The organism is Fodinisporobacter ferrooxydans (assembly GCF_022818495.1).
GTDB lineage: Bacteria > Bacillota > Bacilli > Tumebacillales > MYW30-H2 > Fodinisporobacter > Fodinisporobacter ferrooxydans.
Map to the genome: position 1 here is coordinate 4,376,226 of NZ_CP089291.1, position 19,022 is coordinate 4,395,247.

General features: G+C 43.2%; 17 protein-coding genes and 1 riboswitch. Of the genes, 7 read left to right on the forward strand and 10 right to left on the reverse strand.

Annotation, left to right across the window (positions count from 1 at the left end):
* The first annotated feature begins 9 nt into the window (after window positions 1-9).
* Entirely contained in the window at window positions 10-1,212 is a 1,203-nt protein-coding gene (locus tag LSG31_RS21040; RefSeq protein ID WP_347436991.1) for a hydroxyacid-oxoacid transhydrogenase, read from the forward strand.
* 144 nt (window positions 1,213-1,356) lie between these two features.
* Here LSG31_RS21040 and LSG31_RS21045 read toward each other — a convergent pair whose 3' ends face one another.
* The gene (locus tag LSG31_RS21045; RefSeq protein WP_347436992.1) at window positions 1,357-2,874 is read right to left on the reverse strand and encodes an LCP family protein; all 1,518 of its coding nucleotides are present in this window, start codon (window positions 2,872-2,874) and stop codon (window positions 1,357-1,359) included.
* 158 nt (window positions 2,875-3,032) lie between these two features.
* Window positions 3,033-3,704 carry a DUF1232 domain-containing protein gene (locus LSG31_RS21050; protein ID WP_347436993.1) on the reverse strand — a complete coding sequence of 224 codons (672 nt, stop codon included), beginning with the start codon at window positions 3,702-3,704 and terminating at the stop codon, window positions 3,033-3,035.
* A gap of 122 nt (window positions 3,705-3,826) precedes the next feature.
* Window positions 3,827-3,992: riboswitch (M-box (ykoK) riboswitch) on the forward strand.
* A gap of 177 nt (window positions 3,993-4,169) precedes the next feature.
* On the opposite strand from LSG31_RS21050, the gene LSG31_RS21055 reads away from it, so the two are divergent.
* A complete protein-coding gene (locus LSG31_RS21055) occupies window positions 4,170-5,417 on the forward strand; it encodes a magnesium transporter (RefSeq protein ID WP_347436994.1) in 1,248 nt (415 codons plus the stop codon).
* 19 nt (window positions 5,418-5,436) lie between these two features.
* Entirely contained in the window at window positions 5,437-6,678 is a 1,242-nt protein-coding gene (locus LSG31_RS21060; RefSeq protein WP_347436995.1) for an Nramp family divalent metal transporter, read from the forward strand.
* 62 nt (window positions 6,679-6,740) lie between these two features.
* Here the strand turns inward: LSG31_RS21060 and LSG31_RS21065 are convergent, their stop codons facing one another.
* The 6 genes from LSG31_RS21065 to LSG31_RS21090 all read right to left on the reverse strand — a co-directional run bounded on the left by LSG31_RS21065 (window position 6,741) and on the right by LSG31_RS21090 (window position 12,174).
* Window positions 6,741-7,382 (reverse strand): bifunctional 2-keto-4-hydroxyglutarate aldolase/2-keto-3-deoxy-6-phosphogluconate aldolase, encoded by a 642-nt coding sequence (locus LSG31_RS21065; RefSeq protein ID WP_347436996.1) that lies wholly within the window; start codon window positions 7,380-7,382, stop codon window positions 6,741-6,743.
* A gap of 30 nt (window positions 7,383-7,412) precedes the next feature.
* A complete protein-coding gene (locus LSG31_RS21070) occupies window positions 7,413-8,366 on the reverse strand; it encodes a sugar kinase (protein ID WP_347436997.1) in 954 nt (317 codons plus the stop codon).
* A gap of 41 nt (window positions 8,367-8,407) precedes the next feature.
* Window positions 8,408-9,913: a UxaA family hydrolase gene (locus LSG31_RS21075; protein ID WP_347436998.1), complete on the reverse strand. Its 1,506-nt coding sequence runs from the start codon at window positions 9,911-9,913 to the stop codon at window positions 8,408-8,410.
* Window positions 9,914-10,004: 91 nt separating this feature from the next.
* Window positions 10,005-11,495 carry a tagaturonate reductase gene (locus tag LSG31_RS21080; protein WP_347436999.1) on the reverse strand — a complete coding sequence of 497 codons (1,491 nt, stop codon included), beginning with the start codon at window positions 11,493-11,495 and terminating at the stop codon, window positions 10,005-10,007.
* Between the two features lie 68 nt (window positions 11,496-11,563).
* Window positions 11,564-11,761, reverse strand: coding sequence for a TRAP transporter large permease subunit (locus tag LSG31_RS21085; protein WP_347437000.1), 198 nt, complete (start codon window positions 11,759-11,761; stop codon window positions 11,564-11,566).
* Complete coding sequence (locus LSG31_RS21090; RefSeq protein ID WP_347437001.1) at window positions 11,755-12,174, reverse strand: TRAP transporter large permease subunit; 420 nt, start codon at window positions 12,172-12,174, stop codon at window positions 11,755-11,757. Before LSG31_RS21090 ends, LSG31_RS21085 begins: the two co-directional genes overlap by 7 nt.
* A 250-nt stretch (window positions 12,175-12,424) precedes the next feature.
* Between LSG31_RS21090 and LSG31_RS21095 the strand changes: the two genes are divergently transcribed.
* The 3 genes from LSG31_RS21095 to LSG31_RS21105 all read left to right on the forward strand — a co-directional run bounded on the left by LSG31_RS21095 (window position 12,425) and on the right by LSG31_RS21105 (window position 15,451).
* A complete protein-coding gene (locus tag LSG31_RS21095; protein ID WP_347437002.1) occupies window positions 12,425-13,417 on the forward strand; it encodes a LacI family DNA-binding transcriptional regulator in 993 nt (330 codons plus the stop codon).
* Between the two features lie 49 nt (window positions 13,418-13,466).
* Entirely contained in the window at window positions 13,467-13,853 is a 387-nt protein-coding gene (locus LSG31_RS21100) for a DUF2087 domain-containing protein (RefSeq protein WP_347437003.1), read from the forward strand.
* A 188-nt stretch (window positions 13,854-14,041) separates the two neighbouring features.
* Window positions 14,042-15,451 carry an MATE family efflux transporter gene (locus LSG31_RS21105; protein ID WP_430734219.1) on the forward strand — a complete coding sequence of 470 codons (1,410 nt, stop codon included), beginning with the start codon at window positions 14,042-14,044 and terminating at the stop codon, window positions 15,449-15,451.
* Between the two features lie 106 nt (window positions 15,452-15,557).
* Here LSG31_RS21105 and LSG31_RS21110 read toward each other — a convergent pair whose 3' ends face one another.
* Both LSG31_RS21110 and uxaC read right to left on the reverse strand, forming a co-directional pair.
* Entirely contained in the window at window positions 15,558-16,559 is a 1,002-nt protein-coding gene (locus tag LSG31_RS21110) for a LacI family DNA-binding transcriptional regulator (RefSeq protein ID WP_347437004.1), read from the reverse strand.
* A gap of 126 nt (window positions 16,560-16,685) precedes the next feature.
* Window positions 16,686-18,086, reverse strand: a complete 1,401-nt coding sequence (uxaC, locus tag LSG31_RS21115) for a glucuronate isomerase (protein WP_347437005.1) — start codon at window positions 18,084-18,086, stop codon at window positions 16,686-16,688.
* Between the two features lie 418 nt (window positions 18,087-18,504).
* Here uxaC and LSG31_RS21120 point away from each other — a divergent pair, with 418 nt between their 5' ends.
* Window positions 18,505-18,972 (forward strand): helical membrane plugin domain-containing protein, encoded by a 468-nt coding sequence (locus LSG31_RS21120; protein WP_347437006.1) that lies wholly within the window; start codon window positions 18,505-18,507, stop codon window positions 18,970-18,972.
* Window positions 18,973-19,022 lie beyond the last annotated feature (50 nt).

Here is a 19,022-nt window from a genome sequence, read left to right on the forward strand (position 1 = left end):
TTTTAACACATGCGCAATACTTGGGAATTTTTCTCGACGCAGCAAATCGTATTCGGCAATGGCGCCGTCCACCGCTTGCCGGCGATTATCGCCAAATTCAAAGCGAAACGAATCTTTTTGATTACAGACCCTGGAATCAAACATGCAGGGATTGCCGATCGGATCCTTTCCATTTTAAAAAGCCGTGATCTGGAAGTTGCCGTATACGATCAAGCGATTCCAGAACCGCCTGTGCAGACTGCGCTGGATTGTTACGAATTTGCCAAATCCCGAATGGATACGGATCTCATCATCGGTCTCGGCGGCGGCAGCAGCATCGATCTGGCGAAAGTAACGGCGTTGTTGATGGCATACGGCGGGCATCCAACCGAGTATTTCGGAGAAAATAAGGTACCAGGTCCCATCGCGCCGTTGATCGCCATCCCGACAACAGCGGGCACCGGTTCGGAAGTCACATCTGTTTCTGTGCTTGCAGACACCGCAAACAACCTGAAAGTCGGCATATCCGACAACTATTTGCGGCCGGCAGTGGCTTTGTTGGATCCGGAATTGACAGTCGGATTGCCGCCATATGTGACCGCTTGTTCCGGAATCGATGCATTGGCGCATGCCGTTGAAGCATATACCGCGAAGAGTTATCCATACATCCAGGCAGAAGGAGATATCCTTTTCCAGGGAGCGCTTCCAATCAGCGATGCATTGGCGCTTGAAGCGATCGAATTGGTCGCAAAAAATTTGACATTGGCAGTACAACAAGGAAGCAACCTGGAAGCCAGAAAAAACATGTTGTTAGCCAGCCTCCTCGCCGGCATGGCGTTTTCCAATGCCGGAACTGCTCTTGCACACGCCCTCGCCTATCCGATCGGCGGCTTATGCAAGTCTCCGCATGGAGAATTGACAGGCTTATTGCTGCCGTATGTGATGGAATACAATGCTGCAGTAGAAACGGAGAAAATGATCAAAATCGCCCGTGCGTTTGATGTGCAATTGAACGGATTGGATCGCCATGATGCAGCGCTTTCTGCATCTCAAGCAGTTCTTCGGCTTGTAGAAGAAATCGGATTGCCGACACGCATTTCACAAATTGGCATACAAGAAGCGGCGATTCCGGAAATCGCTGAAAAAACGTTGGGAATCTCCCGCCTCGTCCGGAACAACCCGCGTGTGCCGACGCAAAAAGGGTTGGAAGAACTGTTGCGAAGAGCTTTTTAAAAGCAAACGATAGTATAAATCAAGTATTAAGCAAGTATATAGCAAAAAAGCATCCTACTTTTCCATGTGAATAGTAGGATGCTTCTTTTTTATGCCTGCTTGCCACTGCGAGCTACTTTCGGTACAGTTCCACGATGTACACATTTACCCGTGTGATGCAACTGTTTTTGCAGAAGGAGTGTTTGCTCCCGTATTTGCGTCCTGACTTGTCCCTGCATTATCAGTCAATGAATTTTTAGAAGCAGACTGTACAGACGGATTGGTTTTATTTGTATTCAGGGATCCTGATCCGTTTGTTTGCTTGGCGGAAGACGTTGGCATATTTGAACCTTGGGCAACTGTACCGCCTGAAGTTCCAGTTGCTGTTCTCGTCCCCGCAGCACTCGAATTTGACGATGCAGCAGGGGTTGCTTGATTCATTTTTGTTGCGGGAGATGTGGCTCCTTGCGTTGTTGCTTGCGAGCCATTCGTCGCCGGGCCGTTCGAACCCGAATCATTCGATACGGATATGGACACTGAATCGTTATTCGATGCTGAGCCATTATTCGGCACTGACCCATTCGCAAATGGATTCTTCACGCTTGCTCCACTTGCTGCCGCATCATTCGATGCGGGTGTTGCATTCGCTGGTTTTGAAACATCATTTGTTGACGGCTGTGGTGCTGCAGCAGGCACAGCCTGCGCTGCCGCCGTTTGTGCCGAATTGCCGCTATACATATTCCAGTAGGATTGTTCCGCGGCTGAAGCTGTTACCGTATCATGCATTCCCAGTGCCTGGTGTACGAATTCGCGCGTTGCCAAAACATTCGGAATCAGAACATCGCCGCCTTGGGGCAAATATCGCTGCAGGATATCATTCATTGGCGGAACTTGCGCCAGCTTCATGTTGGAAATGTTGAGGCCATGCACAAGATACGCGATTTTCAGCATGTCGCTTCCGTTCATATTTGTTTGCACATAAGGAGCAAGTGCGTCCAGCATCTGCGGCAACTTCAAAAGACCGATCGTAGACTCCGATTTGACTGCCAATGCTTTCAAAAACTCCCGTTGGCGTTTTGTACGATTAAAATCTCCCATGGCGTCATGGCGAAATCTTACATAGTTCAACGCTTGTGTTCCATCAAGATGCTGTTCTCCCTTTTTCAAATGAATGCTTGTTCCATCTGTAGGGTCGTCGTAATTCATGTTTTCGTCGACATTGATATCAACGCCGCCCAGAATATCAACCATTTTTTTAAATCCTGCAAAGTTGGTTTCCACATAATAATTGATCGGGATATCCAGAAAATTTTCTACCGTCTTTACCGCCAATTGGGGACCGCCAATCAAATTGCCGGCATTGATTTTTTCATATCCATTGCCGGGGATTTTCCACCATGTATCACGCATGACAGAAAACATCTGCGCTTGTTTCGTTTTCGGATCGACACTTAACACGATCATCGAATCCGAATTGGCCGCCTTTTCTCCAGGTCTTGCATCGCCGCCAATCAGTAAAATATTGACTCTCCCACCTGTCCAGGTTTCCGTTGCTCCATGTGCCGACGATTTCACTTGAATTGCTTTGGTAAAACGATACACATGGTACCCATAATATCCAACAATGCCAAGTATAGCCAAGCTCAAGACGGAAACAATCTTTACAGCCAATTTCTTTTTCATAGCGGATCCTTTCCTTGTTCGTTTTATGCAACTCAACAGTTCCTACTCAACAGTTCCTATAGTTCCAAAATTCCATTAGAATTTCATTAGAATTTTCATTAGAATTTCATTAGAACACTTCCGCTGCATCCTGTATGTGCCCAAAAACAAACCTGTCATTATTCCGTTAATAATGAATGCAGCTTGTAAAATACAAATCCAACAACCATCGAGTCATCAATATACCCATACGGCAAAAGATAATCAGGAATCAAATCAATGGGTGAAATAAAATATAATATCGCAACCGCCAGCCATGCCCGATCTTGAACGGAAACGCTTTTGCCAAAAAGGAAACAATGATACATGATCTTAAGCCGCTCTAACATTTCACCAAAACCGCGCACCTGAGCCAATTTGCTTAAAAATCCGTCTTTTACTTGTGTCGAAACGTCATGGGACAAACAAGACCGATACAACTTTGTCAGGATTTGATAGAGCAAACGATAGTCGATTTCCGGCTCCGTAATCGGCTCCTTTGCACCATCTTCATTCGACACACGATCTACCGATTCATAAAATAAAAGGGCGGTCGCAGGATCATTGTTGGTGGAGTATTCCTGCAAGAGTCGATAGGCTTCCAAAAGCGACGGTGCTTCCAACGCTTGCGCAAGCAGTTCCGCCTCCGCGGCGGAAGGCATTTTCTTCCCGGTCATAATGCGGGAGAGTGCTGTTTTGTTTGTGGTAATTCTTCCATGTTGATTGATAAAGTCTACAAGTTCTTCTGCTGTCATGTTTTTTTGCTGCAAGAGTTCACGGATACAAGAACCATATCGTTCCCATTCATTCACAATTCATCACCATCTACTACTATAGCATGAAATCGTTTCGTATTTAATTGAAATAATTTCATAATACATACAAAATTATCTTGACACTGTTCCCTTCTACGTGATATGGTTGCTCTGGAAAAATTAGTTCTTGTTAGGTGAGGCTTCTATACAAATACACGCCACTACCCAGAAACGTCGAAAGACGCCAATGGGTTGAACAGGTATTGCCGGATTAAGGCTTTACTTAATGTGGCTAAGCGAAAGCTTGACGTTGTGTAGTGCCAAAGCTCAACTAGGGGGATGTTCAATATCGCTGCATATTTTTTATGCTTCCGTGATTCGTCATGTCCCCCTGAGATTGTTCAGGGGTTTTTTTGTTTATCATGTGTTCGCTTTATACTGTTTTTGGAAATGATGGATAGCAGGACTTCATGAAATAAATTAGGGAGGGTACATTATAGTCAATTGTAGGAGGATGTGAACATGAAATTTGGCACGACATTTTATTTGAGCAGAGTTGTCGGCAATACCATTTATACAAATGATCAAAAACCAATTGGCAAATTGTTGGATATGATTGTTGATCTGGATTCCAGACGTCCCAAAGTTATCGCAATAAAAATCAAGAATAACGGCAGCATTCGGATCATCGATTTTTCAAACGTTTCGATCACAAAGAAGAATCAACAGTACCACATTCAATGCACTGCTTTGCATGACATGGAGCTTAGTAAGCTTCACACACTTTTTCTTGTAAAACATGTGCTGGATAAACAAATTGTGGACATGTATGGCAGAAAGGTTGTCAGGGTAAACGACTTGCGACTTGTCGTATTGTCAAATGGTACGTATACGGTCGCGGTCGATGTAGGATTTGAAGGTTTTTTACGCAGGCTTGGCGTGGCCAAGCCACTGAAAGAGTTGTTGAAACCATTTCGAATTACCGTTCCCAGCAACTTATTGCTGTGGGATGAGGTCGAAGCGATCGATTTTACAAATCGGGGAATCAAGCTCTCAAAAAGCTATGCCAAATTGTCCACTCTGCATCCTTCTGACTTGGCCGACATTTTAGAAGATTTGGATCGCTCCTCGCAACTCGCCATCTTCTCTTCCTTGGACGATGAGAAAGCGGCAGACGTGCTGGAAGAATTGGAAACGGAAGTACAAGTAAACGTACTGGAAAGCCTGTCTGTCGAAAAGGCAGCAGATATGCTGGAGAAAATGCCCGCCGATGAAGTTGCAGATATTTTGGAGGAGCTTGAAGCGGAGCGAGCAAACAAGATCTTAATCGAGATGGAAAAAGAAGCGTCTGCTGAAGTTCGAGAACTCATGGGATATCCCGAAAAGAGTGTCGGAAGTTTAATGACAACCGATTTTATCTCGTTTCATGAGACGATTACAGTACAGGAAGTGTTTGCTGAACTTAGAAGGATAAAGCCTGAACCAGACAGCGTGTATTATTTGTACGTGGTCGATCATGATGGCCGGCTCGCAGCGAATGTTTCCTTGCGGGACTTGGTGGTTGCCGAACCGGAACAACCTTTGCACAGGATTATGAATCGTGACGTGATTTCCGTATATGACGACGACGACATGGACGAAATCGTCGAGAGGATCTCAAAATACAACTTGCTTGCGATTCCTGTCATCGATCGGACAAAAGTACTTGTTGGAACAGTCATCATCAATGACGTGTTTTATGATTTCATCAAATCGAAACGGAGAAAATAGCCGGGAAGGAGGGACTGGCATGAGAAAAAACCATAGCATGTGGTCAAAAATTCTGACTTTTATGGCCCTTCTTGGCCCTGGCATTATTACCGGAAGCGTGGATAATGATGCCGGCGGAATCACCACGTATTCGGCTGCAGGCGCCATGTACGGGTATAATATGATTTGGACATTGATCCCGGCTTTTATCGTTCTTTTAATTGTGCAGGAAATGAACGCAAGGATGGGGATTGTCACAGGAAAAGGCCTTGCCGACCTGATCCGGGAAAATGCGGGCGTAAAAGTAACATTTTTTATTTTTATCGGCCTGTTATTTGCCGACATCAGCAATACAATGACAGAGTTCGCCGGAGTTGCGGGAAGTATGGAGGTATTTGGAGTCAGCAAATATATCGCCATCCCGCTCACTGCCATCGGCGTTTGGCTGCTTGTGGTGAAAGGCAATTATCAATTTGCGGAAAAAATATTTTTGATTTTCAGTGTTGCACTGCTGTCCTATATTTTCTCTGCATTAATGGGAAAGCCTCATTGGTCGGAAATTGGTTCCGCTGTGATTCATCCACATGTACCGGTGAACTTTGATTCCATTTCGATGGTGATCGGATTAGTGGGAACAACGATTGCCCCGTGGATGCAGTTTTACATGCAATCGGCAGTGATCGAAAAAGGATTGACTCCCGAGGATTATAAATACACCATATGGGATATTGTAGTTGGCTGTATTGCAACGGTTGTTGTAGCTTTCTTTATCATGGTTGCATGCGGCTCCACTCTTTTTGTCAATGGCCATGGTACACAGATTAATGATGCAAAAGATGCCGCTGTCGCTTTGAAACCATTCGCTGGTGCAATGGCCTCGCAAGTGTTTGCTTTTGGCCTCTTTATTGCTTCCATATTTTCAGCAACCATTTTGCCTGTTGCCACTGCATTCTATGTTTGTGAAGCGTTCGGTTTTGAAGCGGGAATCGAAAAAAAATGGAAAGAAGCGCCTCAATTCTATATTTTGTATACCATTATTTTGATTCTTTCCGCAAGCATCATACTGATCCCAAATGCGCCGCTGATTGCCATTACTTTGTGGTCGCAAAGAATCAATGGGATCCTTTTGCCGATCGTATTAATATGTATGATGCTTTTGGTGAACAACAAAGAGATTATGGGCAAATTTACAAACAAGAAGTGGAACAATATCATCGGCTGGTTCACCATTTTTATTTTGGTTGTCTTATCGCTCGTCCTCGTTGTGTTATCTATTTTTTAGAGAAGAAAATCCCCATTCACACCATACAGGGTTGAACGGGGATTTTTTTATAGACTCATACATCAACATTCAGCCGCTTTCGCTTTGTACGCTTGCGCTTTTTCCATAATACTGTCATAATTCCCGGTTTTCAACGCTTCTCTCGTCAAATCACCGCCAATTCCAACGGCGATAGCGCCTGCCGCAAACCATTCCTGTATGTTTTCCAGATTGACGCCGCCAGTGGGCATCAGGCTCGCTTGCGGAATCGGGCCTTTGATGGCGGAGATCATCTTCGGGCCTGCCATCTCTCCCGGAAACAACTTGATGATATCGGCGCCGCTTTCTAATGCTGCCACCACATCTTTGATTGTCATCACTCCCGGCATCACAGGCACTTGATAGCGATGGCAAACTTTTATGACTTCCTCATTCAAGTATGGTGTTACGACAAACTGCGCTCCGGCAAGAATGGCCAGCCTCGCCGTCTCAGCATCCAATACTGTGCCTGCTCCAATCACTACTTCATCGTCGTCCGCATACTGCTCTGCCAATCTCTCAATGCAACGGAGCGCTTGCGGGACTGTAAACGTAATCTCAATCGCCTTGACCCCGCCTTGGATGCAGGAATTCGCAAACTGTTCCACCTGCTCTGCAGAATTCCCCCGCAATACGGCGACAACCTTCTGATTGGCAATCTGATTCAAAACATGCCATTTTTTCACGTTGGCTGCAACTCCTTATCATTTCAACGCTTAACGTTCCACTTCGGATCCTCGTGTGCCCATAAATGTTGCAAGTTCCTCAAATGTCGGCAATCCTTCCATATCCCCATGGAATGTGACACAGCGAGCGCCAACGGCATTTGCCGCGTTTGCCGCTTTGTCCAAACTCAAGCCGCGCAGGACGGAAGACAAAAATCCTGCCGCAAATCCATCGCCGGCGCCAACCGTATCGACCACTCGGGCAACGGTATATCCGGGGATCGGAGTACCATGACCATTTTCAAACAGCATGCACCCTTCTTCCCCCAGCTTGACAACGGTACAGGGCACACCCATTTCGATGATGCGTTTTATCCATTGTTCCCGCTCATCTGTGTCAAACAGCAGTTTCAACTCTTCTTCACCAGGTAAAAAGTAATCGCAACGCGATGCGATTTCGAAAAGAACCTTGCGCGCCGCTTCGATTGACCACAGCTTCAGGCGAATGTTCGGATCAAAACTGACCTTTGTCCCGTTGCGTTTGGCCATTTCCAGTGCCGCAAAGACTGTTTCCCGACAGCCGTCGCTAAGCGCAGGCGTGATCCCGGTAATATGAAGGATTTTTGCTTCGGCAATGTAGGATTCATCCAAATCCCGAGGACTCATTTGGCTAAATGCCGAACCTCTGCGGTAATAATAGACATTCGGATTGCCTGTTGCTTTCAGCTCTTTCAACATGAGCGCAGTTGGATAGGACGGGTCAAATACCACCCTGGATGTATCCACACCTTCCCCACGTATTTTTTTTAGCATATACATGCCAAAAGGGTCTTTTCCCAAACGGCTGAACCAGCCTACGGAAGCCCCAAGTCTTGCCGCCCCAATGGCAAAATTGGACTCGGCTCCCCCCATGGAGCGTATAAACACGCCCGCATCCTCAAGTGCGCCAATGTTCGGCGGCGTCAGCAATACCATGCTTTCTCCAAATGTAATCAGTTCTGGCATATGATTCACACTTCCTTACGTTTGTTACAGGTTTACGTTTATTACAAAATGACGCCATCTTTAAAAATCGCGATTTCCCGATATCCATTTTTTTCGTTGTTTGTAACTCTTTCACCGGATGCCACTTGCAAGACATATTCTAAGAAGTCCGCTTTCAATTGATTCATGGAAACTCCATCAATAAGCTGTCCGGCATTAAAGTCGATCCAATTGGGTTTTCTTTCATATAACGCCGTGTTTGTGGAGATTTTGACAGTCGGGACAGGGCCGCCAAAAGGAGTTCCGCGACCGGTTGTAAATAACACAATGTGCGCACCTGCTGCCGTCAGGGCAGTTACCGAGACCAAATCATTTCCCGGCGCTTGCAGCAAATTCAACCCCTGTTTTTGTACGCGTTTGCCGTAGGAAGTCACATCGACGACTTGACTCGTTCCGCCCTTTTGTGTACAGCCTAGAGATTTTTCTTCTAATGTGGTGATGCCGCCTTCTTTATTTCCGGGTGACGGATTTTCATACACTTCCTGTCCATGCGACAGAAAGTATTCCTTAAACCCGTTGATTAACTGAACGGTATCTTCGAATACGGTTTCGGTTGCCGCACGGTTCATCAGAATCGTTTCCGCGCCGAACATCTCTGGCACTTCCGTTAAAATCGTCGTACCTCCATGACTTACAAGCAGATCGGAGAATGCGCCAACCAAAGGATTTGCCGTAATGCCTGAAAATCCATCCGACCCGCCGCATTTTAAACCGACTTTCAGTTTGCTGACGGGAACGGGTTGTCTGGAAAATGTCTCTGCGTATGCGACCAATTCCTCCATCTGTGCCAGAGCGGCTTCGATCTCATCTTGCTCACTTTGTGCGGAGAGGAACTTCACCCGTCTAGGATCATATGCTCCTAACACTTTTTTAAATTCGGCGATATGGTTATTCTCGCATCCCAAGCCGATCACGAGAATTCCGGCGGCATTCGGATGATTGACCAAGCTTGAAAGAATCAATTGCGTATGCTTTAAGTCGTCACCTAATTGGGAGCAGCCAAACGGGTGTGGAAAATGATACACGCCATCGAAAGAACGATCCTTGAATTGTTGATTCGCCATGCGTACAACGGCTTCACATGTTTTATTGATGCAGCCGACCGTATTGATGACCCAAATCTCGTTTCGAATTCCGACTTCTCCATTGTCTCGCACAAACCCCATAAACGTTCTTGGATTGATTGGAGAATCGGATTGTGCAGATGCCTGAGCCGGAGCAGACTCATAGGTATACTCCAGCACGCCTTTTAATCCGCTTTTCAGATTCTGCACATGAACCCAGGATCCCGGCATAATTCGTTGCAGAGATTTCCCGATGGAATACCCATATTTGATGACATCTTCGCCATTTGGAATCTCGCGAATCGCCATTTTATGTCCTTTGGGAATATTCTCTAATACTTCAATTTCGACGTTGTTAAAATGAATGTTTTCACCCATTGAAACATCCCGCAAAGCTACAAACACGTTATCCGATGGATGTATTTGAATAAAATCTTGATTCATAATTTCGCACCTTCATTACAAAATTAACATGTCTGGCCGTTTTATGCCAATATTGTTTACTTGAATTCATAGACGGAATCGATCAGATTTCCTATAAAACAGCAGCGATATCAATGCCACCGTTTGCGATATGTTCCAGATGTGACAGAACAGCTTCTTTTAATCCGGGAATCGCTAGTAAATCCATATCCCATAACGTTTCATTTGATAAAACTTTATCAACCAGTACGATCATGTTTTCACTATCGTTCCATGTATCATAAAAAAATTGCTGAACCTCTTTATTATCGCGGATCAAATATTCTCCTTGAATACAATTCCCTGTGAATTGTCCATCCTCCGCTCGAACACTTTTATAAAAATAGATCAGGGAAGCCAAAGAGTACGCAATCGCGGCCGGTATGTCAGCAAACTTTTCTACATATTGAACAAGTGTGGGCAAGAGTCGTGTTTTAAACTTCGCTATGCTATTCAACGATATATCAAGCAAGTGATGTGGATTAAACGGGTTTCTAAAGCGATCGAGGACAGATGCGGCAAACTCGTTTTTCGTGCCGTCCGCGAACTGCAGGACAGGTAAAATCTCCTCATACATTCCCTTTTTTACAAATGCCTCGAAGTTTGGATCGCTCATCACCTCTTGGACTGTCTCTTTGCCGCTTAGAAACCCTGCCGGACAGATCAAAGTATGTGCTCCATTTAAAATTTTCACTTTCAATTCACGAAATGGCGTAACATCTCCCCAATGCACATGTAAACCGACTTTGTGGAAGGGGAGTTTTTCTTGTATCCCATCATTTCCATCAAGCACAAATAAATGATACGGTTCACCGGCCGTCAGCAACTCATCCTCGTAGCCAAGTTCCTCTTGAAACGTTTCCGGATTATTTCGAGGAAACCCTGTCACAATACGATCCACCAATGTATTGCAGAAAAAATTATGGTCGACTACCCATTCCTTAAAACGACCCGGCAGCTTCCAATCTTCGGCAATTGCAAGCACCAAATCCCTTAGAACGTCCCCATTATCTTCAACGAGTTCACACGGGATAATGAACCAGCCCATGCTGGGATTCCCATTGCATACTTGAAATCTATGAAACATGCAAGCGGTAAGTTTCGCTGGAAATGAAACGGGAGATTGATCCGCATAAAAATTTTCTTGCATATACTTCAAACCTGATTCTGTAGTATTGGAAACTACCACTTCGATATTCGGGTCTGCGGCCGCATCCAAAACCTTTCCCCAATCTGCATATGGATTGATTCCACGAGAAATGGAAGAGACGACTTCTCTTGTATCGACGACTTCCCCATTCTGTATTCCGCGTAAAGCGACTGTGTAAAGTCCATCTTGTGCATTTAGTTTTGGCACAACCTTCCCATGCGGGGTCGGCTGCACTGCAACAATTCTGCCATTGAATACTTGATTTTTATTTAATTCATGGATCATCCAATCCACAAATCCTCGCAAAAAATTCCCTTCGCCAAACTGCAGAACTTTTTCCGGAAGGCTTAGATAATCTACATTCGAAGAGAGAAGTTGGCCGGCAACAGCTAACTCCCGATTCAACCTGTCCATGACATTTCCTCCAACTCCCGATTTTTCCACATTGAATCTGCCCGTTCCATCGATCTCCTGCACATGGATCAATGTACAAATAAATGTGGCAAAGCCATCGTAATCCCTGGGATATAGGTAATCCCAAGCAAAACAATCAATAAAATTCCCAAGAGCGGCAGCATCGCCTTAAAGCTTTGTTCCATGGAAATTCCGCCAATCGAGCAACCGACAAAAGGTTCGCTTCCGACCGGAGGGTGCAGCAAGCCAATCCCGAGATTTAACATGAGGATGATCCCAAACTGTACTTAATGATCAATGCCGTTGTCAAACTCAAAAGGCCCTGAATAATGACGGAACGCCATTTTTCTTTTGGAATCGATTCTCCTTTTGGAAAATTCCGTTTAACCGCGATCACATAACTCGCGATCATCAATGCCAAACAAAGCACCACGCCTGGAATAATCCCAGCCATAAAGAGAGCGCTGATGGAAACGCCGCCTGCTGCCAATGAATACAAAATCAGATTGTGACTTGGCGGTACGATCACACCTTGAATGGATGCCGTACACGTTACAGCCACCGAGTAATCTTTGGCATATCCTTTTTTCTCCATCATTGGAATCATAATCGAACCGATGGATGATGCATCGGCAACCGCCGATCCGGTGATTCCGCCAAAGAACATGCATGTCACCACGTTTTCATTTAAACCCCTCCTGAAATTCATACACCTGAATTCGCTTTCAGTTTTCATTAAAAAAAATAACAACGTTTTCATTTATGATTCTATAGTATTCATAAAATTTTATCAACATCCATTTTTATGATTTATTTTTTTATAGAAAACGTTTAAAATATATAGTATGAAAACGCTATTTTATTTATTTATGAAAACGTTTAAATGAAATAAAGTCAAGATGTATTCAATGGTTGGAGGAAATAAATAAATGAACGTGACGATCAAGGACATCGCTCGAATGGCCGGCGTTAGTTATTCCACTGTTTCAAAAGCATTAAACGATAGTCCGCTTGTAAAAGAAAAGACAAAATCAAAGATTTTAAATATTGCAACACAATTAGGCTATCAACCAAATTTTGCAGCACAAAGCTTAGTCTCGAAAAAAAGCAATACGATCGGTGTTCTTTGGCCTACAGTGGAACGATTGGCGCTCTCGACACTTGCAACCCAAATCAATTCCAAACTTGAACAACATTCATACTCGATGATCCTTTCCATTAATCCAATTGATTCCGCCATTAAACTTTTTAATCGCTTTCAAGTGGATGCTATTCTCTTGTTCGATGAGGAACAACCGGAACAAAATACAGAAGTAACGTCATCCGTTGTACCAATTCTCTGTTACGGAGAATTAGGAGCTTCAAAATTCCCTACCATTACGGTAGACCGCAGACAGGCAATTCTCAAGGCCGTTCAATATCTTACAAATTTAGGACATCGTCGAATTTCGTATATCGGAGACTTGTCCCGCAAGATCAATCAACAAGAGAAATATATCGGATTCATGGAGGGGATTATGAAATACGGCTTGCTATCACACCCGCAAATGGCAACAGATTCACTAGGGTTAAGTTGGCAAGCAGGCTATCAAGCTGCAAAATCTTTACTTGAATCAGAATACCACCCAACTGCTGTCATCAGCGGAAGTTATGATCTAACCGTTGGAATTATCCGGGCGATCCATGAAGCGAAACTGCAAATTCCGAATGATATTTCATTAATTAGTTATGACAACATTCCGCAAATGGAGAATCTGGAGATTCCTGTAACGGCAGTCGGTGCGCCAATTGAGAAGATTTCTGACAGTATTGTGGAATCATTGCTAACCATAATTGAACATCAAAACTTAGATGCGAAAAAGAGTTTTGTAGAAAGCGAGCTTTTTGAGCGCTCTTCCTGCTGCCCGCCAAAAGGTTTTTGAGGAAATTGTTTTTGGCATATTTATCCGCCATAAACCGCAAAACAGGTAATTGCCTGATAAAGCCGATTTTTCCTTAATCAAGGAACGATCGGCTTTCTTAGCCCCTCATAAAACGGCCAGGATGATCGATGACCGCTACAATGTTACTCTGGAAGAAAACGAAAAAATATTGAAGAAATACTTTCCTGAAAGTATCGATGGATCCTTAAAAACCTTCCCCTTAAAGGAAAAACATAAGCTGATTGTCCTCCGACAAATCGCAAAGCGGTTTCAAAGTGAACAAACCTATAATGAGAAGGAAATCAATCAGATATTGAAACATGTATATGATGATTATGTCACATTGAGGAGATATTTAATCGAATACGGTTTTTTAGATAGAAAGTCTGATGGAAACCAATATTGGCTAAAAAGTGATGCTGCAATAAAGGAGTAGTTGAGCATGAATCGTAAAAAAGAAATAAAACAACTTTATAAAGACTCGAATTCCGTTGCCGGCGTATATCAAATTTAAAACATCAAAAACCAGAAAATTATTATTGAAAGCACGATGAATAGGAATACATTAAACGGAAAACGATTTATGTTAAACATGTGTTCACACATGAAAAGGAGATATGAAATTTGAAATCACCCTTCGATAGAAACAAAAACGATACGAATGCGCAGAGTAAGGGAATTGGCAGCCAACCCATATGGCGCACCATGTTCATGTTTCTTTTACCTTTGATTCTTAGCAATGCCCTGCAATCCATTGGTCAATTGGTCGGCAGTGTGATTGTCGGCCGTTGGCTTGGCGTAAATGCCTTGGCTGCAATTTCGGCCTTCTTTCCATTATTTTTTCTGCTCGTTTCTTTCACCATCGGCGTAGGTTCAGGCAGTTCCATCTTGATCGGCCAAGCATATGGCGCACGTAATGAAGAGCGCTTAAAGGCAATTGTCGGGACAACGCTCACGTTTACATTCATTCTCGGAGTGGTATTGGCATTGATTGGCGGTCTGTTCACCTGGGATGTGCTGCGCCTAATAGGCACACCGGAAAATATCATTGCCGTCAGTGTTCACTATGCGCGAATCTTATTTTGGTCGATGCCGATTTTGTTTTTGTACTTTGCATATACCACCTTTATGCGTGGTACAGGTGATTCCAAGACACCCTTTTACTTTCTTATTGTCAGTACGGCGCTCAATGTAGGGCTGTTGCCGCTTTTGATCTTCGGCAAGCTGGGTCTCCCAAAATTCGGTATTTACGGGGCTGCCTACGCATCCGTGATATCAACCATACTGACATTTGCCGTAATGCTTGTCTACCTGGGAAAAATAAAACATCCGCTGCAATTTGATGCATCCGTTCGGCAACACCTTCGGATGGATCTTGGATTGTTAAAATTGCTGCTGCGCCTTGGCATTCCATCAAGTATCAACATGATACTCGTATCATTATCGGAAATTGCCGTCATCACATTCGTGAATCGTTTTGGATCCGATGCGACCGCAGCGTATGGCGCAGTGAATCAGGTGGCGAGTTATGTACAGATGCCGGCAATCAGTCTGGGCATTACAGTCTCCATATTTGCCGCACAGTCGATCGGGGGGAATCAGTTTGACCGCCTCAAGCAAGTGATTCGGGCTGGAGTGCTGCTTAACTATATCATCGGCGGTGTATTAATCATACTTGTCTATGTGTTCTCGCAGGATATTCTATCATGGTTCCTCACGAGCAAACATACCCTTGATATCGCACATAGCCTGCTCATGATCACACTGTGGAGTTACTTGATTTTTGGCCATGCGCAGATTATTACTGCTACCATGCGTGCGAGTGGAACTGTGCTCTGGCCAACTGTATTCAGCATTCTATCCATTTGGTGTGTGGAAGTTCCCGTGGCTTACGCACTCTCACATTTCAGCAGCCTTGGCATTCAAGGGATATGGGTTGGATATCCAGCTGCATTCATCATCAGTCTATCTTTACAATATTCGTACTATCGATGGTCATGGAAGAAAAAGCGGATCGAACGACTCGTTCATTAACAAGGAAAATATTTCCGTACATAAAAGCTGGCTCCCATCCATGATACTAAGACTGTTGAGGTAAAATTTCCTCAACAGCCTTAGTATCATACACACTTCCTATGTTTTATTTTCGCTTGCAAACAGAATCTCTTATGACAAGCTCCGTATTGATATACATTTTTTCTCCTTTATCGGTTTGCTTGTCCATTAATTCCAATAATTTTTCTCCGCCTTTTCTGCTTACTTCTTCAATTGGCCTTTTTACGGTAGTCAATGCAGGTGTGGTATAATTCGAAAATCCGATATCATCAAACCCCATAATTGAAATATCATTTGGAACCGTGAGCCCATTTTCAAATGCCGCTTTCATAGCTCCCACAGCCATGTCGTCATTCGAACAAAATACGGCAGTCGGTACGTTTTGCAGAGATAAAAGCTGCTCCATTGCCCTATATCCACTTTCCATGTCATAGTTTCCTCTAACCATATATTCCTTCGTTACCGGTAATTTATGGTCAATAAAAGCTTTAAGAAAACCATCTCTTCTTTCCTTTGTCGATTTAAATCCTTCTTTCCCTTCAATAATGGCTATATTTCTATGTCCATTTTCGATTAAATATTTTACAGCTTTAAAAGACCCTACTTGATCATCCGACAATATATTGATGATCGAATTTTCTTCCAATTCTCTGTTTAAAACAACTAGCGGTATTTTTTTTTGCAAAACAGAATAAATCAATGCATTATCCTCATCACTTTGGCTCATTAAGATAATTCCATCAAACCTCTTGTCATTAATAGCCGAAAAATCGTTATATGCATCGATGCCTCTTACAACCAAATTATAGTCCTCCGTTATGACACTATTGACTCCTCGAACCGTTTCGTAGAAAAAACTTGGTGATGTTCCTTGATTTATGGTAGTGAAAAACAGTCCGATCGTATACGATTTTTGTAGTACCAGACTTTTGGCATTATAATCCGGAACATAATTCAGTTGCTTTGCCAGAGCTTTTATTTTGTCTTTTGTCTCCTCTTTTATGAGCGGACTGTCATTCAATGCCCGAGAAACCGTTGTATGTGATACGTTTGCCAATTTTGCTATATCTTTAATCGTTACGCCCATGTAAGTACCTTCCTTTTTAACAAGCAACTGCCTTCAAGAACGCAAAAAATTTTATCCGATAGCTAACCTGAACGTAAATAAGAACTCCCTCTTGACTGCGAATACGCGAGGGAGTTCATTTTTTAGTTAAAACCCAAAATATTCCTTGGCGTTATTATAAGAAATCCCTTGAACGATACTTCCGAGAAGTTCCATATCATCTGGCGCTTCCCCATTCTCTACCCATTCTCCGATGACATTACAAACGAGTCTTCTGAAATATTCATGTCTTGTGTACGATAAGAAACTTCTGGAATCTGTTAACATTCCGATGAAACGACTGAAAAGCCCAACATTTGCCAATGTCTTCATCTGTTCGATCATGCCGTCTTTTGTATCATTAAACCACCATGCAGATCCAAACTGTATTTTCCCCGGTATACCGTCACCCTGAAAGCTTCCCAGCATACTGGCAATTACTGAATAATCCTTTGGATTTACAGAATATAAAATGGTTTTAGGCAAAGCATTTTCAACCTCTAAAGCGTCCAATAAACTGCAGAGCGGATACGCAATGCTGTTGTCATTGGTGCAATCATATCCCGTATCCGGCCCCAGTTTTTCATACATGCGGGTATTGTTGTTGCGAAACGCATTGATATGAAATTGCATGGCCCAGCCTAGCTTCGAGTAGATTTTACCCAAGAATCGCAACGTAAATGTCTTATACTTCTGCTCCTCTTCGACACTTACTGCTTCGCCTGTTAAAGCTTTTGCAAAAATATTGGCAACTTCTTGTTTAGAGGCTTCTTTATACGGCACATAATCTAATGCATGATCGGATACTCTGCATCCAACGGAGTGGAAGAAACTCGTTCTTGCTGCGAGCGCTTCCAAAAATTGATCATAGCTATTGATCGGTTCCCCAGATACTTGCCCAAGTTTTTCAACCCAAAGCACGAAGCCATTTCGATTGATTTCCAGTCCCTTGTCTGGTCGAAAAGCCGGGAGAACGGTTACATCAAAATCATTGTCTTCCTTGAGTTTTTTATGAAATTCCAGCGAATCAGTAGGATCATCCGTCGTACATACAACTTTAACATTCGAGTTTTTAATCAAATCCCTTGCAGCAAAACCTTCCTGGTTTAGTAATGCGTTGGCTTTTTCCCAAATGGCAGGAGCGGTCTCTTCATTTAAAATATCGTGGATGCCGAAAAATCTTTGAAGCTCTAAATGCGTCCAATTGTAAAGCGGATTCCCGATCGTCATAGGCACTGTTTTCGCCCATGCCATAAATTTATCATAGTCACTTGCATCCCCGGTAACGTAATTTTCATCTATGCCGTTACTTCTCATGGCTCTCCATTTGTAGTGATCTCCGTACAACCATGCTTCCGTTATATTCTTGAATCGTTTATTTTCATATATTTCCTTCGGGCTTAAGTGGCAGTGATAGTCGATAATCGGCATATCTTTCGCATAATTGTTGTATAAGCGTATTGCTGTTTCGTTCGATAGCAAAAAGTTTTCATCCATAAACCGTTTCATAAAATTCACCATTCTTTCGCTTATTTGCTTAGTAAATCAATATATGTTAACGTGAACAATATATTTTATTAATATAGTAATCAATTTAGAACGAAATGACAATATATTTTTGTTCACGTGAACATTTTTGAAACAAAAAAAAACCTCTACAATAGAAAGTACAAGCAAACGATTACTGTCCAATCCAAAGTAGAGGGTACATCATGCCAGGGACAAGAATACCTTATTTTCTCCCTTTGGTAAATAGATATAAATGGATAACAGCGAATTACTATAGAATATTTCTCTTGTGAAAAATATTGCAAAGTTATAAAGTCAGTCATATACTTTATAGAGTCATAGAATCTGGTAAACGAAGTATGATTTCATAATTCGATTGGACTCAAATCCTATTTTCAAAGTAAAGGGGAAATTGCACATGTCTGAAACATCTACGCTAGAAAAACCGGCGCAGAACGTATCTACTCTGGACAATACAAATACGGCTGCAGAGTCGAATGGAAATTTTATCACAGAGGATGTCCTGCTGGAACAATTATTGAAGCCAGAAGTACAAGAATCTCTGACTGTATTGATAGAAAGTCTGCCTAAATTGACAGAAATGGTGTCCTTTCTCACCAAAGCTTACGACTTGACGCAAATGATCGCTACGGATCGCGTACTGATCGAGGACTTTGCCGGCGGCATCCGTGAATTCATAAAACCAGTCGAAGGAAAAGTAAAAGAATTGGCAGCAGCCGCAATCGAAGCAAACGATCGAGCTCAGGCAGACCAATCCACCATCGGCGTGTTCGGTCTTTTGCGCATGCTAAAAGATCCGCAAGTACAGCAGACATTTCGCTTTGCACAAGCGTTCTTAAACGTTTTGTCGGAACAAAAAAAATAATACAGGTGCAACAGATTAAAAGAGCAAGCAAATAATGAACGGAGGATATA